This is a genomic window from Rhizobium aouanii, assembly GCF_037002925.1.
Taxonomy (GTDB): Bacteria; Pseudomonadota; Alphaproteobacteria; order Rhizobiales; family Rhizobiaceae; genus Rhizobium; species Rhizobium aouanii.
Map to the genome: position 1 here is coordinate 1 of NZ_JBAMYD010000011.1, position 23233 is coordinate 23233.

Annotated in this window: 16 protein-coding genes; 7 read left to right on the forward strand and 9 right to left on the reverse strand. The window is 59.4% G+C overall.

All coding sequences use genetic code 11. The features are described 5' to 3' along the window. Window positions 1–89: 89 nt before the first annotated feature. From V8P77_RS19475 to V8P77_RS19505, 7 genes are all read right to left on the reverse strand, one after another. Window positions 90–3470, reverse strand: coding sequence for a DEAD/DEAH box helicase (locus V8P77_RS19475; protein ID WP_335913852.1), 3381 nt, complete (start codon window positions 3468–3470; stop codon window positions 90–92). A 134-nt stretch (window positions 3471–3604) separates the two neighbouring features. Continuing rightward, a complete protein-coding gene (locus V8P77_RS19480; protein ID WP_335913853.1) occupies window positions 3605–5257 on the reverse strand; it encodes a GNAT family N-acetyltransferase in 1653 nt (550 codons plus the stop codon). A gap of 270 nt (window positions 5258–5527) precedes the next feature. Beyond that, window positions 5528–6019: a hypothetical protein gene (locus V8P77_RS19485; RefSeq protein WP_012759596.1), complete on the reverse strand. Its 492-nt coding sequence runs from the start codon at window positions 6017–6019 to the stop codon at window positions 5528–5530. Window positions 6020–6139: 120 nt separating this feature from the next. Further along, complete coding sequence (locus tag V8P77_RS19490) at window positions 6140–7489, reverse strand: HlyD family type I secretion periplasmic adaptor subunit (RefSeq protein ID WP_335913854.1); 1350 nt, start codon at window positions 7487–7489, stop codon at window positions 6140–6142. Window positions 7490–7494: 5 nt separating this feature from the next. Further along, entirely contained in the window at window positions 7495–9792 is a 2298-nt protein-coding gene (locus V8P77_RS19495) for a type I secretion system permease/ATPase (protein WP_335913855.1), read from the reverse strand. Between the two features lie 25 nt (window positions 9793–9817). Then, on the reverse strand, window positions 9818–11854 hold the full coding sequence (locus tag V8P77_RS19500; protein WP_335913856.1) for a hypothetical protein: 2037 nt from the start codon (window positions 11852–11854) through the stop codon (window positions 9818–9820). Window positions 11855–11995: 141 nt separating this feature from the next. Further along, window positions 11996–12952 (reverse strand): fibrinogen-binding protein, encoded by a 957-nt coding sequence (locus V8P77_RS19505; RefSeq protein WP_335913857.1) that lies wholly within the window; start codon window positions 12950–12952, stop codon window positions 11996–11998. An 841-nt stretch (window positions 12953–13793) separates the two neighbouring features. Here V8P77_RS19505 and V8P77_RS19510 point away from each other — a divergent pair. Then, on the forward strand, window positions 13794–14576 hold the full coding sequence (locus V8P77_RS19510; protein WP_335913858.1) for a helix-turn-helix transcriptional regulator: 783 nt from the start codon (window positions 13794–13796) through the stop codon (window positions 14574–14576). A 15-nt stretch (window positions 14577–14591) separates the two neighbouring features. Here V8P77_RS19510 and V8P77_RS19515 read toward each other — a convergent pair whose 3' ends face one another. Beyond that, the gene (locus V8P77_RS19515) at window positions 14592–14912 is read right to left on the reverse strand and encodes a hypothetical protein (RefSeq protein ID WP_335913859.1); all 321 of its coding nucleotides are present in this window, start codon (window positions 14910–14912) and stop codon (window positions 14592–14594) included. Between the two features lie 383 nt (window positions 14913–15295). Here V8P77_RS19515 and V8P77_RS19520 point away from each other — a divergent pair, with 383 nt between their 5' ends. The 5 genes from V8P77_RS19520 to V8P77_RS19540 are packed head-to-tail and all read left to right on the forward strand — an operon-like array spanning window position 15296 to window position 20699. Continuing rightward, window positions 15296–16318, forward strand: coding sequence for a UDP-glucuronic acid decarboxylase family protein (locus V8P77_RS19520; protein ID WP_335913860.1), 1023 nt, complete (start codon window positions 15296–15298; stop codon window positions 16316–16318). Between the two features lies 1 nt (window position 16319). Next, entirely contained in the window at window positions 16320–17303 is a 984-nt protein-coding gene (gene galE / locus V8P77_RS19525; RefSeq protein WP_335913861.1) for a UDP-glucose 4-epimerase GalE, read from the forward strand. After that, window positions 17300–19168 (forward strand): glycosyltransferase family 2 protein, encoded by a 1869-nt coding sequence (locus V8P77_RS19530; protein WP_335913862.1) that lies wholly within the window; start codon window positions 17300–17302, stop codon window positions 19166–19168. The genes galE and V8P77_RS19530 overlap by 4 nt, the downstream gene beginning before the upstream one ends. Window positions 19169–19205: 37 nt before the next feature. Further along, a complete protein-coding gene (locus tag V8P77_RS19535) occupies window positions 19206–19727 on the forward strand; it encodes a DUF995 domain-containing protein (protein WP_335913863.1) in 522 nt (173 codons plus the stop codon). A gap of 3 nt (window positions 19728–19730) precedes the next feature. Next, on the forward strand, window positions 19731–20699 hold the full coding sequence (locus tag V8P77_RS19540; RefSeq protein WP_335913864.1) for a glycoside hydrolase family 26 protein: 969 nt from the start codon (window positions 19731–19733) through the stop codon (window positions 20697–20699). A gap of 65 nt (window positions 20700–20764) precedes the next feature. Here V8P77_RS19540 and V8P77_RS19545 read toward each other — a convergent pair whose 3' ends face one another. Continuing rightward, window positions 20765–22051 (reverse strand): ABC transporter substrate-binding protein, encoded by a 1287-nt coding sequence (locus tag V8P77_RS19545; protein ID WP_335913865.1) that lies wholly within the window; start codon window positions 22049–22051, stop codon window positions 20765–20767. A gap of 147 nt (window positions 22052–22198) precedes the next feature. On the opposite strand from V8P77_RS19545, the gene V8P77_RS19550 reads away from it, so the two are divergent. Further along, complete coding sequence (locus V8P77_RS19550; protein ID WP_335913866.1) at window positions 22199–23233, forward strand: LacI family DNA-binding transcriptional regulator; 1035 nt, start codon at window positions 22199–22201, stop codon at window positions 23231–23233.

Below are 23233 nucleotides of genomic sequence, written 5' to 3' on the forward strand. Positions count from 1 at the left end.
TTCCAACATACACATACTCAAAAGCCCGCCTCGTGCGGGCTTTTTGCGTTCCAGAAGTGACGCATCCAGGATGCAGTAATCCGGATCCTTCAGTTGAACTCAATCCGAGTCAGGAATTCGGCTGCCTGTATTGTCTCCAACGCACTCGCTGTCTCCCTGAAGTAAGGCAGGGTTTCCCAGAGGGCGCGATCGCCGACGATATAGAATCGGCATTTTGCGCGCGTCAGGGCAACGTTCAACAGGTTCGGCTTTGACGCGGCCCAGGCTGCCGCCCCGCTGTGAGCGGCGTCGGCGCCGAGCACCATGAAAACGATGTCTTCTTCCTTGCCCTGGAAGGTATGCACCGTGCCTATCCTTTCCTTCAACCACCTCGACAGCTTCGGTGGAGATGCGCGCATATTTCCGTTCGGATCGATCCATGTCGCGTGGGCCAGAGCTTGCTTCAGACTGTTCTTGATCTCTTTGAACGGCGAGATGATATAGAGATTTGGCAACGCGCCGCCCCGGCGATAGGTGGCGGTAAGGACGTCGACGATGAAATCCGTCTGTTCTGGAACGGCCTGTTTACCCGATACCCTGCCCTTGACGTCGATCCAGGCGCTGTCGCCATAAAACGGCGGCACGTCGCCGGCTGGTCGGCGTTCTTCCAGCCCGAATACCATCTTGTTCTGATAGGCGATCTGGTTGGCAAGGCCGAACATCGGATCGATGCAGCGCCGATGTACCCTGAGGGGGCTGCCGATCCAGAGCCCGTCGGCTTCCTCGCCCGAGACCGCCGTCCCATAGCGGTTGGTGGCGTCGGCCAGCATCTGCACCGATGCCCTGTTCGGCGAATATTGTCCTGCCGCCGTGTGGGGCGAAAGAGCCGAGATGGCGGTGATCAGCGCGCTGGGGAGAGTGAAGACCGGTTCGATCTGCTGGGGATCGCCGATCACCATAACGCGGCGCGCCCGCAACAGGGCGCCGACGGCCGCTTGCGGCACCGCCTGACCAGCTTCATCGATGAAGACCCAGCCGATCGAGCCGGTGTCGACACCGCGGAACTGCCGGGCAAAGGAGGCGAAGGTTGTCGAGACGATGGGAACGATCATGAAAAGGCTCCGCCAGATCAACGCAATGTGCTCGCCGTCGGCGGGACCGTTGTTGGAAAGCAGTTTGTTGATGGCGACGATGTTTCCTCCAAAACCTCCGCCTTTCTTCCCCACGTCCGCCAGCCACGCTTCATGCAGCGTCAACGCTGCTTCCAGCAATGCCGAACGCAGACCTGCCAGTTCGTCCTGATGCCACAGACCGCCAATCTGGAACTGATCGGTCTCGAGATCGGTGAGGCGCCCAGGTAGGGTGGGATGATTGAGAATTTCCCCTAGGCGGCCAAACTCCTCCCTTTTCCTGGACCAGATTTCTCGTTGCGACCGCAGTGCCCGTTGGGCACGTTGATGTCTCCGCAAAGACTGTTCCAACGCAGGTCTGAGGGTTTTCGCAAGGTGACGTTCGCAGTCCGCCAGCGCCTTGCGCAGTTCCAGCTGTCTTCGTGCATTGGCGACGACATTGTGCCGATGCTGCCGGGCAGGGTTGGTCGACAGCACTTTCTCCCACCACGCAGGAGCGCCGCGGTCGAGTAGCAGTTCCTCCTCCTTCAGAGGAGACAAGCCTTCCCTGATGCGGAGCATATCGGCGGCAACCATATCGCATCGGTCCTGTGCATGTCGAAGTTCGGCCGCAGCTGCTCTGACCTTTTCAAGCGCCTCGCGGCAGAAACCATCCTGCGAAACCAGGGCGATTTCGTCATGGAGATCGGCATAGCGTGCATATTCGCCGATCTTGTCGCGAACCAGCTTGTCGGCGGCCTGAAATGCCGCCGATGCTTCGGCGAAGTTTGGTCCCTTATAACCCTTTAGCCACTCCCAGATGGTCTGTGGTTTGTCCGCACCGGACCAGCCGGGCTTCGGCCTTTCGGCGATCTCCATGAAGGCGAAACGTTCCTTGAACGCTCGGCGATTCCGGGAATTGCCGAGCGCACAGGCGATCAACCCCCACGGGCGGTCGACGTCCGAGAGCTTGACGACCGCCCCATTGTCCTTCTGACAAGCGATTTTGTGCGCGATGGTCTGCAGATATTGGAATGAAGACGTTCTCGCGACCGAGCTTTTCTTCGGAAGGTCGCGCGAAATATTCTCCACGGCGGCGTTGTTGGAGGAGGCGACGACCATTTCGAATCCTGCGAGCGCCGGGATCAGCGCCGATATCGAGGCCGTGCTCCGGTCCGAGAAAATGACGCGGCGCGGCGCGCCATCGAAGGCATCGCGCGCCGTCTTCAAGGAGGCCAGGATGCGGGCGCGCCGAACGATAATATCCGCGAACATGTCGCGAAGCAGTGTCGTCTTTCCCGTGCCTGGCGGGCCGTTGACTGAGAACAGTCCCGTTTCCGACAGGTCGTCGATTGCCGAATTGATCGCAAACTGTTGCATGAGGCTCATGGCGTGGTGAGGTTCGCTGAGCCAGCGCCCGCGGTTGAGTTTTCCAGGATGCAAGGCCCGAACGATCGCCCGGCGTCCGTCATCCGAATAGAGGTCGATCCGTTTCTCAGGCGCCAGCGGGGTGAGATATTGCCTGAGCGGCGCGGGGATATCGCCATGCGTGACGCGTATCATCGCCCGCTCGATGTCCTCGATGAAGAAGCTGTTCAGGATGCCGATGTCGTCTTCAACGCTTGCACTCTCGTCCTCCTCGTCGTCGGCATCGTGCGCATTACTATCAGGCGGTGGCGGCAAGGAGATGAGCTCGGATTTTTCCACCCGGTCTCGATAGCGTATTTCAACGGCGGCGATGGGCTTTTCCTGCTTCGAGGCAAAGCCGGCCCAATCGCAGAGCAATTCATGCAGCGTCAGGATTTCGTTGGCATCGATCGGTTGATCTGCCGTGTCCTCGGCGGACGAAGATCTCAGATGCCGTTGAGCCCGAAAGTTTTGAAGCAATTCCGAGAGCTGCCGCTTGCTGTCGGCAAATGCCTCGTGGCTGAGCGAGGAGAGGCCGGATTCGCGCACGCGTCCCAAAGCCCATGGCAGCGTGGAAACGGAAAATGTTTCGAAAATCGGCTGTCCCAGGGATGTCAGCTGCAGGCTGGCAAAGCAGGTATCGCCATCGAGATCGCCGCGTTCGGCATCCTCATATTCGGCGATACCGGCCGCAACGCTATCGAAGTGCCTGCGGACAATGGGAATTTCGGATTTGCTGAAAACGCCGAGGAACAGGGTAAAACCCGTGATCTGCTTCTCCTCGGGGATCCCTGGACGGCTGAGCGCGGCACCGTCGTCGTCGAGCGTCCTTGCATGCAACCAGAAAACAGTTCGGCCTTCACCGGAGACGATGCGGCTGGAGAGATCGTAAGGAATGAAGAACTCGATCTTGTGCCAGAAATCGAGAATGGCCAGAAGCCGTTCCCTTTCGGCGCCGTCTGCAATTGTCTGCATGACTTCTCACTGAGGAGTTGCAAAAATAGGCTCGCGCTTTCTTTTAGCAACGATTGCAGCTCAAAATCAAAGACCATGGTGGCTGCGCGTCCCGGAGCCGCCGGACCGCATTTCCGCACCATGGCAAGGCCACATCAATGCAGACGTGGCCGGCGTCGCTCGCTGAGTTGCCGTCCCCGATTCCAGCGGGCGATGGTCTCCGGCACGACGTCCGTCTTGCCAACGGCGGGCTCGGCGATCGAGCGCAGGCGTTCGAGGGCAATCCCCGCCTTGGCGGCATAATCGAGCGAGGTCGGATCGTCCGAATGCACATCCTGGATCGCGGCGAAGACGGCCTCCGCCTCGGCCAGCCGTTTACTGGCGGCAAGGGCGATACCGCGCTTGTAATGTGCCTGGATAAGATGCGGCCCGATCTCGCCGACCCGGCGGAAAGTCTCTGCGGCCTGCTCATATTGATGCAGGGCAAGCTGCGTGTCGCCAAGCCGCATTTGGATCGGTGTCGGATCGGGCGCTTGCTCGACGAGAACCTTGTAGGCAGTCAACGCCTCCTTCAGCTTGCCGCGGTCGAATAGCAGATTGGCGAGCCCGAATTCCGCGCCGGTATGGCCTGGAGCCGATTGCAGGACTTGGTTGAAGGCGATCTCCGCCTTGCTCCGGGCTCCGTTGCGGTACATGTCGAGCGCTTGTTCATAGACGAAACGGATGCTGCGCGGATTGAGTACGCCATGCAAATTCTGGCCGTTACGGGTGCGGAACAAGGTGCAGCTGATCCGCCTTTCCTCCACCCCGAACATATATTTATAGGGTTCGTTTCCGCGAAGGAAATCATAGGTCTTGAAGCCGTGCTCGATCGCTCGCCGGATGCAGTAACCATGCAGGATGAGACCGGGGGACGGCGTCTTCCAGTTTTCGTCGCGGCCGGTGATATAAAAGAGGATCGCCTTCTTCTGCCGGTCGACGATATTCGCCAGCGCGCCGAGCGGCTGGTCGCCATGCCAAAACACCGGCACCTCGAGATTGCCGCAGTTGAAGCTGTCAATCAGCATCTCGCGCGTGGTGATGATCAGCCGCTCGGTCCGCTCCGTGCCTTTGCGGGCACTCCACTTGATCCGCCAGAGATTGAAGAGGATATCCAGGTCCCGATCGATGGTCTCGGGGGTCGCCATCGTGATCCGGTAAATATCGTCTCCTTCGACCTTGCGCAGGAACCGCCGGAGCTTCTGGCGCGTCTGGCTGCTCATGCGCTGTTCGAGATAGTCGTCGAAGCTTGCCGGCAGGGGGACGATCGGGCAGATCGTATTGTCGATATTCTCGCTGTTTTTGGGCGAGCTGTCGCGAAACATCACCTCTGGTCCCTGCAGCGCCTCGATCATTTTCTCGCGCCGGCCGGCTGGGCCGCTGAAATATTCGAGCTTCAGGTCGGTCCAGTTCTGATGTTTGAGAAACGAAGCAAAGCCGGCAATGGCGTGATGCTCGTAATCCGGTCTGACGATGAAGCCGGTGTAATCGGCCGCAAAATTCCCGGCCATGATGATCTCGTCGTAGAAGAGCCCGGTCTTCTCGTTCAGATGCGTGATGAGGCGCAGCGGAAAGAAGGCGACATAGGGTGCTTCGGGATCGCGTTCGCGAAGGGCGAGAATGAACCAGCGGCGTCGGCGGGAGAGATAGTTCTTCAGCCATATCCAGGAGAGGAAATGCTGCGCGTCGGGATCTTCCAGGAAGACCTGATCCCAGTTCTCGCGTACCGCCTCGAACCCCGCAATGGTGTCGATGATATCTATGCGCATGCCCGCCCCCCAATACCCCATACGTCACTCGGGAGGTTTCATTCTAATGGGAAACACCGATCTTCAAATAAACCGTCCGGATGATTTGCGGAGCCTAAATGGGATTAGTCCTGAGCCGGCGCATAACCCAAAATCGCATCCGGTTTCTGGTCGAATTATACACAGATTCAAAACGATAGAGCGCAACGGGTCCGGAAGGATAAAGCGCTTCAACGGACATCGCCCGAAAGTGTGCAGCGGTTTTGAGAACATGGATACATAAGGATTAGATCAGAGCTCGCCGGAGATCCGCGGGCTCGCATGGATGAAGGCCCAGAGCGTCCGGCTGATGGCGACGATCTCGGCGATCGACTTTTCCAGAAGGTCGAGCTCGCGCGCGTCCATCTGTTCGATCTTGCCGTAGCGGATCTGCTTGTCGTCCTCGACGAGCCGCATCAGCTGCGTGCTCGAGATCTCTCCTTTTTCGTCGAAGGAGTAGATGCAGTGATTGTACTTGTTGCGGATCTTGGATTCCTTCTTCAGCCGCGACATGGCCGAAAGAATCGCCTTCCGGTCGGAAGGGGAGGTCGAAGCGAGCTTGGACAGCCGTTCGATGAGATCGATCCGGGCGCGCGTGGTGTTGAGCGTCAGGAACACGACGATTGCCGCATCCTTTTCGACCCGGAGAAGATGGGCGATGATGTAGATCAGCAGGCTTTCGGTGTTCGTCCAGACATAGTTCAGGCGGCCGACCCGCAGCAGGACATCGGACATCGCCGCCATGCTTGAACCTTTCTCCCCGGAGGGGATCCATCCCTCAAGGGATGGACATGTGGACATTACATCAGAACAACGGGCAAGTCCGTCATATCTACCGGACCGCCCGTGCCGGATCGCGAGCGATCAGCGCTCCTTGAAAGCCCGGGACATGCTGTCGGTGATCGGTTTGCTCAGATATTCGAAGAAGGTGCGTTCCGACGTCTGAATCAGCACTTCGGCCGGCATTCCGGGAACGGGATGGAAATTGTGCACCCGCGCAATCTCGGAATCGGGTATTCCGACGCGGACGATATAGACGTCCTTGACCGAAGCTCCCGCATTTTCCTCGATCGAATCGGCTGAGACGTAGAAGACCTTGCCCTGCAGAACAGGGGTCGTGCGCCGGTTGAGCGCCGTTAGGCGGATCGAGGCCATTTCTCCCTCATGCAGCTGGTCGATCGAAGTGCGCAGCACCTTCGCTTCCAGGATCAGCGGCACATGCGACGGCAGGATCTCCATGATCGGCTTTCCTGTCGTGATGACACCGCCGGCTGTGTGAAAATAGGAGCGCACCACCGTACCCGACACCGGCGATCGGATAGTGGTGCGTTCGAGCACGCCGGCGGCCTCCCGCATCTGTTGGCGCACACTGTCCAGATCGGTTTCAGCGGTCTCGAGCGCATCGAGTGCCGCCTGCTTGTTGGAGTTGACGGCGATGACGGCTTCCTGGCGGAATTTGGCGATCTCCGCCTCGCTCTCGTTGAGCTCGCCGTTCAGTCGAGCAATGTCGCCCATCGCATCGGCGATCGCCCGCTCGATTGCCAGCAGATCCGTCTTGCGCATATAGCCGACCTTGACCAGCCGAGCCTTGGAGTCGCGTTCCTCGGTCAGCAGCGACAGTTGCCTTTCGAAGGATTCTCGCTGGCCCCTATAGCCGGCGAAGCGGAATTCGAGCGATGCGATGTTTTTCTCGATCAGATTGAGCTGCTCTTCAAGCTTGATCTGCTTGCTGTGAAAGACGACGTTCTGGCTCTGGATGATCGCGTTGATATCAGGATCGCTGGCCTCCTTCATCACGATATCGGGAAGCTGGAATTCGCGCAGGCCCTGCGCTTCGGCACGGAGCCTGGCGACGACGGCTTCAAGGCGCAGGCGGCGAAGCTGCAGCATCCGCTCGTTTGAGCGGGATGCTGTGGGATCGAGGGTCAGCAGGATGTCGCCTTCCTTGACCGTATCGCCTTCGCTGACGCGCATCTCCTTGATGATGCCGCCTTCCAGATGCTGGACGATCTTGTTGTTGCCGGTCGCGACGAAGCTTCCTTGCGCGATAACGGCGGAGGCGAGCGGCGCCGTCGCCGCCCAGAAGCCGAAGCCGCCGAACGAGGTGAAGAGAACCGTCAGGCCGACGATGCTGTGCACACGGATCGAGCGCGGCACATCGCTATACCATTCGAGCTGCGCCGGACCGGTCGTCTCCCGATTTTTCCGTCCCATGTCGTTCATCCCTCAATGCGCGGTGCTTGTTGACCGTTATTACTGTTGTTCTTGGATAGCGCCTGCAGCACCTCGATCCTTTCCCCGAACATGGCGACAGTGCCGTCCTTGAGCACAAGGATCTTGTCGACGCATTGGAGAAGAGCCGGGCGCTGGGTAATGGTGACGGTGGTAATGCCCTGCTTCTTGGCGTGGATCAGTGCCCTGGCAAGGGCTGCCTCGCCCTGCGTATCGAGGTTCGAATTCGGCTCGTCGAGCACCACGAATTTGGGATTGCCGAAGAAGGCACGGGCGAGCGCAATGCGCTGCTTCTGGCCGCCCGAAAGCGGAGCGCCATCGGCTGCAACGATGGTTTCGTAGCCCTGCGGGAAGCCGGCGATGAGTTCGTGCACGTCGGCGAGCACCGCGGCCTCGTAGATCTGGTGATCGTCGACGTCGTCGCGCATGCGGCAGATATTGGCCTTGATCGTGCCGGGAAAGAGCTGCACGTCCTGCGGCAGATAGCCGATGCTTTCGCCGAACTGGCGCTGGTCCCAGTTGCGCAGATCCATCAGGTCGAGGCGTACATTTCCCGATGTCGGGACGATCGAGCCGACGAGCATCTTGCCGAGCGTCGTCTTGCCGGATCCGGAATTACCGATGATCGCAAGCGATTCCCCCTTCCTGAGCGAGAAGGAGATGCCGTTGAGAATGACCTTCTTTTGCGGTGGCGGCACGAAGAGAATGCGTTCGACATCGAGCCGGCCTTCGGGATTGGGAAGACGCAGGCGCGGGAAGTTCAATGGCGAATTCAAGAGTAGCCCCTTGATCCTGCTATAGGCGGCTGCCGACCGGTTGAACTGGTTCCAGCCTTCTATGGCGCCTTCGATTGGTGCCAGCGCGCGCCCCGAGATGATCGAGGCCGCAATCACCATGCCGCCCGTCAGTTCGCCGGCGAGCGACAGATGTGCGCCCCAGCCGAGCAGGGTGACCTGGGTGATCATGCGGCAGGCCTTCGATATGCCGGAGAAGATGATATTGCGGTCCTGTGCCTCGACTTGCGATTTCAGCGAACCCGCCGTTTCCCGGCCCCACATCTTCACGGCCTCGGGGATCATCGCCATTGCGTTGATGATCTGCGAATTGCGCGACATGGAATCGAGATGGAAATTCGCCCGGCTGAGATAGCCGTTGGATTCGGCGAATTGCCGGGCGGTGAATTTCTGGTTCAGATAGGCGATGACGAAAAGCACCGCGCAGCAGACCATGATGATGATGCCGAGATGCGGATGCACGAAATAGACGACGACCACGAAGAACGGCATCAGCGGCGCATCGAGAAATGCGATCAGCGTGCCTGAGGTCAGGAAGCCGCGCAGCAGCTGCAGATCCTGCAGCGTCTGATAGTCCTTGCCGCTGCCATGCAGCGATGCCCTCGCTGCAGCGCTGAGAATCGGCGCGCCGAGCTGTACTTCGAGCTCCACCGCGGTGCGCATCAGGATGAAGCGCCGCACCGAATCCATGAAGGCCTGCAGCAGCACGGCGCCGATCACGGCGATCGAGAGCATGACGAGCGTGTCGACGGAGCGGCTTGTCAGCACCCGGTCGGATATCTGGAAGAGATAGAGCGGTATCGCCAGCAGAAGGACGTTGATGGCGATCGTGAACATCATGACGACCACCAGGTTGCGCCGTACCGCCGCCATGCCGCGCGAGAGGCTGGCGGCGAAATTCACAGGCTCGCTGCGCTTGTGAAAACCGCCGCCGCTTCCCCCGCCCCCGCCCCCGCCGCCCCCGGGATCGGAATTCTTGCCGTTTCCGCCGCCGCCGGTGCGCAGCCGCCTGTCGTTCTCGCTGATCGGACCGCTTTCTCCTTCGATGGTCTTGCCGAAGGGCATCGTCGGGCTCGATTTAAGCTCGGTCTTCTCTTTCGGCAGTTCGGGCGTCACCCGTGCTTCGATCTGCGGCTGGGCCGGCGCTTCCGCCGGTTCTGCTATTGCCCGGCCATGCGCCACCGCAACAGGAGGTGCTGTTCCCACTTTCGCTTCCGGCACCGCCGTCTTTTCCGGGAGGGGCACCTGCGTAGCGCTTGCGCGTCCGATATCGGCAGCCTCGTTGGCCGCAGCTTCGGACGTCTCCTTGCGCTCATCGGGAGACGAAGCAGCGGCGCCGCTCAGCCTGCGAAGGTTCTCGACCGCCTCGTCGATCGCTGAGATGCACACATCGGTCATTGTCGCTTCCGGGGGGGCAGCGGAGGGAATAGTGCCCGATCTCAGATCGAGGGCGCTGCCTGCCGCAAAGATTTGTTTCGAAATCTGGTTCATCGTGGTTCCTTCGCAATACTCAAGATCAGGCGACCATGGCTTGCATTACGTCGGCGGGGTGCGTCGACGACCATGAAAAATCATTCCCGGCATTGATGACGCCGTCAGCGCAATCGCAGCCCGCCGGATCGTCGTTGTCGAGAAAAGCGATGACTTCGTTAGCGAGCCTGTCGTCGGCCGGCTGCGGCTGTGTCGTGTCATGCTCCACCAGCCCGCCCTGGATAAGGATGGCGTCTGAATAGAGCTGGCCTGCCAGATAGGTCGTCTGGCCGAAACTGTCGTAGTCGACGATCTCGGCGATGTTGACGACGGCATTGCTGCCCGTGTCGATCGTAACAGTTGCGTCGGGATTGTTTTCGAGGATGGTCGACGCCGCCTGGGTCACATCGTCGGAATCGCCGAGAATGCTGACCTGTTTTATGATCGTCATGTCATAGAGATTGCCGGTGATGTAGAGCACGTTGAGGCCGGCATAGCCCTGGAAATTCGCATCGAAGGACAGCCCTTCCGGCATGTTGGGATCGCGATCTTCGATCGCGTTCTGCGTCTCGACCATGTAGTCCGGCATGGCCGCAAACGGGCTGTCCGTCCCGACATTGTGGATCGAGGCGAAATTCCAGAGCAGATTGTTGCCCGTTTGTATGTCGGCGCCGGGATCGAGGTCACCCTCTGCCCGCACCCAGTCATTGTCGTAGAGCAGCGAGACCTGCGTAATGCTGTTGATGTCGAGCACATTGCCGCCGATGATCACCAGATCATATTGCAGGCCCATCTGAAAAAAGGAGGAGAAGTTGATGGAGGTATTGCCGCCCGTCAGAACCGTGGCTTCGGATCCCGAGGTGGTGACCGTCATCGTGTCGTTGTCGGTGACGAATTGATATTGCTCGATCCACTGTACGAAGGAGACGTCGCCGTCGATGACGCTGACGCGCCAGCTGTTGGGGAACGTCGGCTCGGCTGCATCGGTGTCGACATGGCTCGATGCTTCGAAGGTGCTGTGTTCGAAGAGGGCAATATTCTTGGCGATCGTTCCCGCCTCTTCGGCCGAATGGCCGGATGAATGCAGCGTCGAAGCGATCTCGTCATTGTCGCTGTAGACAAAGGCCTGGGAGATCGCGTCGATCTGGTGATAATTGCCCATCACCGCCGAGACCGAGGTGATGACGCCGGTATTGATCACCGAGGCGACGTTGACGACGAGATTTGCACCGGCGGTGACATCGAGGCTGTTGCCGCTCGGGTCGGTCTGCTCGACGGATGTATTGCTGTCGTCGGGTTCTTCCGGAAGCTTGGCGAGACCGCGGTCGGGCAGGAAGTCGTCGAGGACCGGTATATCGGTCTCGGCCTTGCCATTGATGTAAACGGTGTCGTTGACCTCGGGGTCGAGGCGGACGAACTCATGCGTCGCGTCGGTGCCGAGCGAAGTTGTCCCGCTGTCCTCGGTATTTTGGGCATTCTGGATATAGCTTTCGAGATCCTCGGCGATCTTCAGGGCGCCATCATAGGTATCTGTCCGGTGGAGGCTTGCAAACGGCGTGAAGATCTCGGCCTTGGTGCTGAAATCCGCGAGCCGCTCGATGACGAAACTCGTGTCTCGAGGCGCATGGACGCCGTCCGTCATATCGAGATAGTCGTCGTCGTAGAGAGCGTTGATCTGGAGGACATGGCTGATCGCCGAACCAGGCCCGGCAAAGACTGTCAGTTCCGGCTCATCCGTGAGCACGATATCCGTAGGATCGCCGAAATGCGGTAACGGGATGTCCTTTCCGGCAATCGCCGCCAGCTTCTCGAGGCTCTCTTCGAAGACGCGGCCGAAATGGCGCGCCGGGCCAAATTCGATTTCGTAGCTGCCGCTTTTGTAATTGATGCCCGGATCGTAGTCCTTGAGCTGGAGATCGGAAGAGAAGGCGGCGGTAAAGGCATCCTGATCCGGCAGAGCCGGTCCATCCGCGCCCGGTCCTGCGCCTTCGGCATAGTTGGTACGCAACCTCATCTCGTCGGTCGTCATCTCGAAGAGACCGATGAAGTGCGCAATGATTTCCGAAATCTTCTCGATATGCATGGTTCGGCCCTCCCATTCGAGATGACGATCGGCCTTTGTGGCGCCCGCCGGGAGCCGTGGTGTGGTCGTCAAATCGTTTTCAAGCAATCAAACTGCACCGGCTTGAGCCGGTGCAGTTCGTCTTGGTCGCTGGAGGTCGTATCAGGTGCCGGTATCCTCGCCGACGTCGGAGGCATGAGAATTGCCGCCGATGACGCTGGAGTCGACTGTGTTGCTGAGCAGGTTCGCACCCTGAACGAGCTCGAGGTGGAAGCCGGAATTGGCAAGGATCGCCGAAGCATCGGCCGCGCTCGATCCGGTGGCGTCGTCGCCGGCCTTGAGATCCCAGCCTTTGCCGTCCATCTCCATGCCTTCTGCGCTGTCGGCGGTGCCGCCAGTGGCATTCAGGTGGTTCTGAGCTCCTGCGTTGTCCATCTTGGTGTTCCAGGCGCTATCCTGGTCGGCCAGATGGTTCGCCTGGACGGCGCTGAAGCCGCTGTCATTGCCTTCGCCGGTCAGCGAATTGTTCAGGATGCTGTCGACGTCGAGAGTGAAGGAGAAGTCGTCCCCGAGGTTGAAGGTGAGGTCGTGTCCGGCAACGCCGAGGTTGGAGTCCTTGACATCCTCGATGACGGCGAAGTCTGTGTCCGTCTTGTTGAAGCTGTCGGAGGTGTTGAAGCTGTCGGTAACCGTCTTCGTATCCGTCTCCGTCTCGGTAACGGTCTTGATATCGGTGTCGGTAACGGTCTTCGTATCGGTGTCCGTGATCGTCTTGGTGTCGGTGTCGTTGTCGCTGTACGACTTGCTGTCATAGCTCCAGTCGTAGTCGGTCTTGGTGTCGGTATCGGTGATCGTCGTGGTCTTGGTGCTCGTATCGTCGTCGGACTTGTAGCTCCAGTCATATTCGTTGTCGCGGTTGTCGCCATTGTTGGCGGCGACATCGATCTCCGCCTTGACGTCCACGTCGACGCTGTTGTCGGTATTGTCGCGATTGTCGCCATTGGCGACGCCGCCGACATAACCGGTCGAATCGTCGTCGATTTCAGTCGAATTGATCGCGCTGTTGGCAAAGCCGTCGGCAAGCGCCCCGGCCTTCGTGATTTCGGTGTCGTCAGACATTGCATTCTCCAGAAAAAACCGGAGCAGCTTTTCGAAATCCCTCTCATCTCAATGGGATTTTACTCGCGCTCGCTCCGATGCGGTTAACATCGGCAGATGTATTCGATACCAGTCATCTGCAGCTTCATCGCGATTTGTTGATCAAACCGTTGGTATTGGGAACGTACGTACTCAGTACAAGGCCGCACATATCCGGCTCCGAATCCTGAAAGGATAAGGAGTAGTCAGGTTTTCTTTTCGTTGAGTTGCCCTATAATGGAGGCCGTGTATCAAAAACGCATGACAATACCTGGCTTTTCCATGTCGCCACTTGGACGACGATCACAGGATGCTGGAAAAAATGCGGATCCGATAGACATCAATTCGGGCTAACGCCGATCTGCCCTGCCCGATTAGCCCGCGGACAGCTCCTATCGCTGGAGCGCTAAGATCTGTTCGGCAGCGGCGTCGGCGAGCAGCGATAATCCGGGGCTCCCGGCTTTCGCTGCAGGGTTGAAGGACAGCTGTCGACGTTTCCTGTCTCATATCCGGCCCGCCCTTACATAACTAAATATCAAAATTTGTACTGAAATATTACATTCAACTGATCATCTATAGTCGACGCAAATATAGCCTCGAAGTATATATTGCGGTGAAAATACAACCGAAGATTTGTATCGTATCGTTTTTCGCCTACTAAAACTAATCACTTTGGGCCATTTCCTTCCTTCTCAATCCGTATTAACATAATTAAGAAATGTCTAAAAAATAAGGCGATGTCATTCGGGGTCGGCATTTCATACTATCTTATACCCGCCATCGCTCAACGTTTTAGTAAAGTGTAACGCTAGGGGAGGCGTAAATGTTCATGACAGGCTCAGGAATGGAGAATGCGGACCAGGGAAGGAAGTTGGGTCCGTCCGGAGATACTATACTAGTGGTGGCCAAGGCAGATCTATTTTCAGAATGCATGGTAGAAGCACTAGCGAAGAAATTTCCGAACTGTGAAGTGTCAAGCATAACGAGTACAAAGCCGATGCTGGAAAAAGATGCCAGCGATATGAAACTCGTTTTATTTTATCATATACCCGGCCCGGAGCTTCACGAAGCGCTGCAGGCTGCCCGCGAAAACCACCCTGAAACCTCGATCGGACTTGTCGTCGAAGCGATCGACATGCTCGAGCCCTATGTCAGCCGGCTCGTAGAAGCGCGGATCATCGATGGCGTCCTGCCACTCAACCTGCGGCTCGATGTCTTCATGGCTGCAGTGGATCTGCTGATGAAGGGCGGCGAACATTTTCCGTCAGCACTTCTCAATCGCCTCACCAACAAAAACTCTCAGCTGGAGCCTTCGCTCTATCAGACAAAATCGGTCGATGCGGCCCGCAGCAATGCGCTCAAGCTGAGACGCGACAGCATCTCCGCTTTGACGACCCGGGAGGTTCAGATCCTGGATCTCATATGCAAGGGCACGCAGAACAAGATCATCGCCGACAAGCTGCATCTCTCCGAAAATACCGTGAAGGTTCACGTCCGCAACATCTACAAGAAGATGAACGTGCGAAACCGTACGGAAGCTGCGTCCCGTTTCTTCAATGAGCATCCTGCCGGCGAAGACGACATGTCCGGCCGCTGGCGCAATTGATCTAGCGCTTTTGCTTCAGATCGAGGGACGCGCAAAGCAGCGCGACTTCTGTCCGAAGCCGCTTGGAGAGCAGATATAGGGCGCTGAGCCATGATAGGCTGCGGTGCGGACTGTCGGCGCAACCGGACGCTCGGCCCGATTTGCCGGATAGGCATAGGCCTTGGAAACGCGCGGCGCCTCGACCGCGGCGGCATTCTTCTTCGCGACGACCGCGATATCGTCGCCGACGACCGTGCAGGCCGTCGGTCCGATCGCAAGAAGCGCCATTCGCCAGGCGAACATCGCCGAGCGGATACGCCGGCCTTTCAGCTGCGCTGCATCTTGTTTTTTCAACATGCCAAAACCCCTCGCATATGGCGCTTCCGGATGCAAGACCGGCGGTGCCGTTGAACCCGGCCAATCTCCCGCCTTCCCTTTTATATTAGCTGCATTGAGTGAAGCTTGAGCGGCAGGTGAAAGCATTGTGGCGGAGAAGGGTTAAGTGTGATTAATCATTTGTTACCTTGAAGAATACTTGTGTAATTATTTTGGATACTAGAACTTTTTAAAGTTGACCTTCACGCTAATCGTCTTATCATTTGAGTAGTAAGCCAGTTATCCGAAGAATAACTACAAAGTTATTCATGCCTTGATAGGAGGTTTCACGAACATCCAGACGGATGGGAAGACTTGAGGCGCATAAATAAATCAAAAGACTAATACATGGGAAGGAGTTTGTAATGCGTAGTTTCGTTCCCAGCGAAAGCTATTCTGAAGTGTCAGGCATACCGGTAGCGCAAGCATTGCGCACCGTTCTTGTGAATGGCGGGGGAGGTTTCCTCGGTTCACATCTCTGCGAAAGGCTTCTGCGGCGCGGCCACCGTGTCATATGCCTCGATAATTTTTCCACCGGCCGCCGTGCGAATGTCGACCACCTTGCGTCGAACACTCGCTTCCACATCGTCGAGCATGATGTTCGCCAGCCCTTCGACATCGAAGCGTCGCTCATCTTCAATTTCGCCTCTCCGGCCTCTCCGCCCGACTATCAGCGGGATCCTGTGGGAACGCTGCTCACCAACGTGCTCGGCGCCGTCAACACCCTGGATTGCGCGCGAAAGACCGGTGCGATCGTCGTCCAGTCGTCGACGTCGGAGGTTTATGGCGACCCGATCCACAGCCCGCAGCACGAATCCTATTGCGGCAATGTCAACCAGATCGGACCGCGCGGCTGCTACGACGAGGGCAAGCGCAGCGCCGAAACCCTGTTTTTCGACTATCACAGGACTTATGGCGTCGACATCAAGGTCGGCCGCATCTTCAACACCTACGGACCCCGCATGCGCCTGGACGACGGGCGGGTGGTTTCCAATTTCATCGTGCAGGCCCTGCGCAACGCGGATCTGACGATCTATGGCGATGGCCAGCAGACCCGTTCTTTCTGCTATGTCGACGATCTCATCGAGGGTTTCCTGCGTTTTTCGGCCGCCGGCAGCGCCTGCAACGGTCCGATCAACCTCGGCAACCCAGCCGAAATGACCGTTCGGCGTCTGGCGGAAATCATCCGGGACCTGACGAACTCGCGTTCCCGGATCGTCCACCTGCCGGCAGTCACCGACGACCCCCGTCAGCGGCGGCCGGATATTTCCCGGGCCATGGCCGAGCTGGGCTGGCAGCCCCGCATCGGGCTCGAAACCGGCTTGGCTCGCACCGTCGACTATTTCGACGGACTGCTCGCCGGCACAGAGAAGGCGGAGGTCGTATGAGATGCCCCGCTACATTCTCGTCACCGGCGGCGCCGGTTTCATAGGCAGTCATATCTGCAAAGCGCTGTCGCGCGCCGGCATGATCCCGGTCACTTACGACAATCTCTCGACGGGACATGCCGACAGTGTCCGCTGGGGTCCGCTCATTCGGGCGGAGCTTGCCGACGCCGCCACGCTGCGCCGGACTCTTGCAGAGTTTTCGCCCGATTGCGTCATCCATTGTGGTGCCAATGCCTATGTGGGCGAATCCGTCGACATGCCCAGGAAATATTACCGCAACAATGTCGTTGGCAGTCTGATCCTGCTCGAGGCCTGCCTCGATCAGGATATCGACCGGATCGTCTTTTCGAGCAGCTGCGCCACCTATGGCGTTCCCGCCTCGTTGCCGATACGCGAGGAAAGCCCGCAGCATCCGGTCAATCCCTATGGCCGCACCAAGCTGATCTTCGAGATGGCGCTCGAGGATTTTGCCGCTGCCTATGGCATCCGCTATGCCGCGTTGCGTTATTTCAACGCGGCCGGAGCCGATCCCGATGGTGAGCTTGCCGAGCGTCATCAACCCGAGACCCACCTCATTCCGCGCGCCCTTCTCGCCGCCGCCGGCAGGCTGGAGCGGCTCGATATCTTCGGAACGGACTATGCGACCGAGGACGGAACCTGCGTTCGCGACTATATTCATGTCAGCGATCTCGCGCAGGCGCATCTCGCCGCCGTCAACCATCTGATGGCGGACGGCGGCTCGCTCAGCGTCAATCTCGGCTCCGGTCGGGGCACCTCGGTGCGGGAGATTCTCCAGGCGATCCATCGCGCGAGCGGCTGCGAAGTCCCCGTCCGTTATTGCGCGCGCCGCATCGGCGACCCGCCGATCCTCTTTGCCAATACTGCAAGGGCGCAGGCGGAACTCGGCTTTGCCCCCGTCCTCTCGGACATCGATACGATCATTCGGACCGCCGGTCCCACCTTCGGCCTGCAGGTGACGGCATGAGCGACATTTCCCAGATCGGCCATGGCGTCAGGACGGCCAAAGCCGCCGCAACGGACGCGTTCGATCCTGTTTTCACCGGCTGGAACCGCGTCGCCTATAGTTTCGGCATCCTCTGCTGGTTGACGTCACTCGGCTATTTCTGGATCTGGTGGTGCCAGTCCGCCCATATCATTTCCTGGGCCACCTTCGTGCTCGTCACCCTCGTGCTTGCCTGGATCACTTTGGTGCCGGCCTATTTCATCCTGATCTTCCTCGATGCGAGAACGGTCAGCCCTCGCGCAGGGCTGCCGGAAGGGCGGGTGGCTATGGTCGTCACAAAGGCGCCATCCGAGCCCTTTGCCGTCGTCCGCGCCACGCTGCAGGCGATGCTCGACCAGGTCGACGTCGATTTTGATGTTTGGCTGGCCGACGAGGACCCCTCGGAGGAAACCAGCCGCTGGTGTGCCGCGCATGGCGTGCTGATCTCCACCCGAAAGGGCGTGGCGGAGTATCATCGCACCACCTGGCCGCGCCGGACACGTTGCAAGGAAGGCAACCTCGCCCATTTCTACGACCGTTTCGGCTATGCGCGTTACGATTTCGTCGCCCAGTTCGATGCCGACCATGTGCCGACGCCGACCTATCTCCGTGAAATCCTGCGCCCCTTTTCCGATCCCGAGATCGGCTATGTCTCCGCTCCGAGCATCTGCGATGCCAATGCCGGGGCAAGCTGGGCGGCGCGTGGCAGGCTCTATGCGGAGGCAAGCCTGCACGGTTCGCTGCAGACGGGTTACAATAATGGCTGGGCGCCTCTTTGCATCGGTTCCCATTATGCGGTTCGCACCGCCGCCCTTCGTCAGATCGGCGGCCTCGGCCCGGAACTTGCGGAAGACCATTCGACGACGCTGATGATGAATGCCGGCGGCTGGCGTGGCGTGCATGCCGTCGATGCGATCGCCCATGGCGACGGACCGGCGAATTTCACCGACCTCGTCGTCCAGGAATTCCAGTGGTCGCGCAGCCTGGTCACCATTCTGTTGCAACATTCCCGCCGCCACATCATGCACCTGCCCTGGCGGCTGAGGTTCCAGTTCGTGTTTTCGCAGCTCTGGTACCCGCTCTTTTCCGCCTTCATGGCCATGATGTTCCTGCTGCCGGTTGCCGCGCTGCTGACGGGCCGTGTCTTCGTCAATGTCACCTATCCGGATTTCCTGCTGCATTTCGTGCCGATGTCGATCGTGCTGACGCTGTTTGCCTTCTTCTGGCGGGCAACGGCAACCTTCAGGCCGCACGATGCGAAACTGCTCGGTTGGGAAGGGCTTGCCTTCATCTTTCTGCGCTGGCCGTGGTCGCTGGCCGGCAGCCTTGCCGCTGTTCGCGACTATATCTGCGGCTCCTTCGTCGACTTTCGCATTACGCCGAAGGGAAGGCAGCAGCAGCGGTCTTTGCCGCTGCGCGTCGTCGCGCCCTATATCGCGCTCGCCGGGATGTGCGCTGTCGCCATGGCGCTCGCCAGTGAGGCCGCCGCCGCCCAGGGCTTTTATACCTTCGCGGCGATGAACCTCTCGATCTATCTGTCGCTGACGGTGCTGATCGTCGTCCGCCATGCGATCGAGAACGGTCTGCCGCTGTTGCCGCAATCGCGCGGGCTGCAGCTCGCCACGGCCATGGGGCTTGCGATCTGCGTTACCGGCGGCATGCAGGTGGGCAGCCATGGTCTCAGCAGCCTCGAAGCTCTCTCCCATGGCCAGACGCTCGTCAGCTTCACCAAATCACAATTTGCCGTGGCCGGTGCCGGCATCGGCGGCGGCAAGACCAGGATCACGAAATTCCGTCTCAAATGGAATGGGTTCGGCAGCATGGGACGGGACGAACAGGGTGTGTGAGCCGGCGGAACCGGCAAGTGTCGAACAGGAGGATGTAATGCGTATCGGATCGAAACTTTTCGGAGCAGCCCTTGCTCTCAGCCTGTGTCTGCCGGTAGCGGCGCACAGTGCCGAGACCGCCAAACAGAAGGCGCCGACGCCGCTTAGCGCCTATGAGCTCTATCGGATCTACGGCGACAAGACTTGGACCTGGAACACCGGCGGCGGCCGTTTCCTGGATGACGGCCGGCGGTTCGTCGCCTGGGTCAACGACAATGGCAAGCAATCCTTCGCCGAAGGCAAATGGGTGGTCGACGATCTCGGTCAGCTCTGCATGCGCGCCACCTGGACGAATGCCGAGGGCGCGGCCCGCGCCAGCACCTGTTTCGGACATCGCAAGATCGGCAATACGATCTATCAGCGGCGCCAGCCGAACGGCGAATGGTACGTCTTCCGCCACGCATCGGTGCGTCAGGGTGATGAGTTCCAGAAGCTTGTTCCCACCGATACCGTGAGCGCGAAGGCAAGCGAACTGAAGCAGGTCCTGCTGAGCCAGGAAGTAGCCCGAAAAGGAGGGTGAGCCATGAAGAAGCTAATGAAAACCAACCTCTCGACCGCCGCGATCGGGCTGCTTTTGTTATGCGTCGCGGATCTGCCGGGCCGAAGCGAAGTGCAATATGCGGGCATTGCCCCCAACCCGGCGGCGAGCGTGCGGACGATCATCGATAAACGCCCCGTGCTTCATGCCGAAGGCATCAAGTTCGGCGCCTACGATCCGCATGGCGATTTCGGCGCACAGGCGAATGTCGCCACCGAAGCCTTGTTCCTGCCCTGGGAGGACGTCGACCTGGAAACCTTGCGCGTCGCCGATGCCTACGCGCTGGCGAGGGGCCGCAACCTGCTGATAACGGTGGAGCCGTGGTCCTGGGACGTCGATTGGCGGCTGACCTCCGCCGAGCTTCGCGCAAAGGTCCTGCGAGGCGACTACGATGTCAACATGCGCTCGATCGCGCAGATGATATCGGCGCTGAAAAGCCCGGTGATCGTCCGCTGGGGGCAGGAGATGGAGGACAAGTCAGGGCGGTTTTCATGGTCCGGCTGGAACCCGCAGGACTATATCACCGCCTATAAGCGGATGATGGACATCGTCCGCGAGGAGGCGCCCGGCACCGAACTCATGTGGTCGCCGAAAGGAGAGCCTGGTCTTCAGGCCTATTATCCCGGCGACGATTATGTCGATCTCGTCGGCCTCTCGGTCTTCGGTCTTCAGCGCTACGACGAGCTTGCCTACAATGAGCACCGGACGTTCTCGGAAGCACTGAAGCAGGGATATGATCTCGTCGCCGGCTACGGAAAACCCATCTGGGTGGCGGAGCTCGGCTATGAAGGCGGCGACGCCTATATGAAGCCGTGGATCGAAACGGTTACGTTGAAGCAGAGCGCCTTCCCGAATCTGCAGGAAGTGGTCTATTTCAACGATCGGGATGCGCACGCCTGGCCCTTCGATCTCGGCCGGCCGGACTGGCGCGTGGTCGAAAGTCTGGCCAACTGATAGCCCGAAAACAGAAAGGCCCGCCGGGGTGTTGCGGGCCTCTCCCTCTCACGTCCGGCGACCGATCATCCCTTGATCGTTGCCTTACCCTCTTCGACAAGCCGGGTTGCCGCATCGGCGGGCGAGACCCGTTCGAAGGCGAGTTCGTCACAGATCGGGCGCAGTACGCGCTGGTCGAATTGGGTTGCGCCCATCGGCACCGGCGGCGGATATTCGCCGACCTGATCCTTGAGCAGGTTCACGTACTTGATCGTTTCCTGCTCCGTTGGGTTGAGCTGCGGCAGGATGGCTTCGCGCACTGTCGGCGACATAGGTACACCGCGTTCCACGCCGAGAATCTTGCCGGCTTCGGGATCGTTGACGAAGAAGCTGATGAATTTCGCGGCGGCTTCGCCCTGTTTGGTCGTGGCGCCCACACTCCAGATCAGTGCCGGACGGTAATAATGGCCGGATGGACCGCCCTTCTTTTCGCGCGGCAGCATGGTGATGCCGAGCTTGTTCTTGATGATCAGCTGATAACCGATCATCTGGTTTGAATAGGCCATGCCGATCACCGATTTGCCGAGACCAAGCGCGTTGGTGTCGATGGTGTTCTGATCGATCGTCTGCACGTCCGCAGCAACAGTGCCACCCGCTTTGCGCAGCTTCTCCCAGTAGTCGAACCATTCCCTGGCATCGTCGGCCGTGAAGCCGAGCCCAACGCTTTCCTTGGCAAAAAGACTCTTGCCACGCTGGCGCAGCCAGGCATCGAACACATAGGCGTAGCGTGCCGCATAGGGCCCGCCGCTCTTGCCGGAGGACTTTGAGAGTTCTACGGCGAGCTTGGCATACTCATCCCAGGTGAGATCGGGGGTCGGCAGAGGGATGCCCGCCTTTTCGAATTCGACTGTGTCGAAGAACATCGAGAAGGAGTTGAGCCCGAGGCCGACACCATAGAGCTTGCCGTCGATGGTGGTCAGTTTCAGCATGTCGGCGCCGAAGGACTGGACGTCCAGCGCGGAGGGGACGAATTCATCGAGTGGCAGGCAGGCGCCGCGCTTCGAATAGTCCGAGATTGTTCCCGGCTCGAGCTGGAAGATGTCGGCGATCGAGCGGCCGGCCATCTGCGTTGCGAGCTTTGTCCAGTAGCCGTCGCCCGAAAGCGATTCACCGACGACGGTGACGCCAGGCGATTTCGACTGATAGAGCTTGGCAACCTCGAGCGTGCGCTTGGCGCGGTCGTTGGACCCCCACCACATAGCCCTGAGTTGCGCGTCTTCGGCAAAGGCCGGAATGGCGCTTCCAGCGCCGAAGGCGAGGCCGGCGGCCGCACCGGCTGAACCCATCAGGAATGAACGGCGATTGACCTGCATGATAATCCTCCTTGTCCCAATATGCCCGCTGCCATCCTCCAATGGCGTTGTCAGGGCATTTCAGCAAATAGAGTACGCAAAAAAAATTTATTTGCAAGAACCAACCATTTCCTTGCAAATTTGCATTATTTGCATAATGTTTGCCCCATGAACGACCAAAAAATCAGACGGCCGCGTCAGGCCGATATAGCCATGTTGGCCGGCGTCTCGGTCTCCACGGTGTCACGCGTGCTCGCCAACGAACCTGGTATCAGCGAAAGCGTGCGCCGCCAGATATTGAAAGTGGCAGCCGAGAACGGCTATCCCGTCAAGCCTGCTTCCGAAGCCGTTGCAGGCGGACTGGCGCTGATTGCCAGCGACGGCGTCACCGGCACTCTCAGCGTCTTTTATGAAGCGATCGTCGAGGGTCTGCGCGCCGGCGCTGCCGAAGCGGGCATGCCCTTCGAAGTCCGGCTGGTCCGCGAGGATCGAACCACGCCGGATGCCGTGCGCGACTATATGCAGACCGCGGGCGCTGAAGGTCTCTTTCTCGTCGGCATCGATCCGAACGCGACGCTGCGTGACTGGCTGCAAGCCAGCACGACGCCAACCGTTCTCGTCAACGGCACCGACCCACGCATGCAGTTCGATGGCGTTTCGCCGGCTAATTTCTTCGGCGCCTATCAGGCCACCAGCCGGCTGATAAAGGCCGGCCATCGCCGCATCCTGCACCTGAGCGGCTCCCACCGCCATACGATCCGGGAGCGCGTGCGCGGTTTTGAGGCAGCGATCGCCGCCGTCCCCGGGGCCGAGGGCCGTTTCGTGTCGCTGATGCTCCAGGGCAGCGCCATCCGTGAGGCGCATGAACGCACCGCCGCAGCACTTGCCGAGAATGCCGGTTTTACCGCCGCCTTCTGCATGAATGATTTCATCGCCGTCGGCGTGCTCGAGGCCGTCACCGAGGCCGGCCTGCGCGTGCCGGAGGATTTCGCGATCGTCGGCTTCGACGATCTGCCCTGCGCGCTGATGACCAATCCACGGCTGTCCACCATGCGCGTCGATCGCGCCGCTCTCGGGCGTGAGGCCGTGTCGCTGATGCTCGCCCGTTTCCGCAACAGGACGGCACCGGCCCGCCACATTTGCCAGGCGGTCGTTCCCGTTCCGGGTGGAACTGTTCCGAATCCGAATGCCGAAAACCCGTGA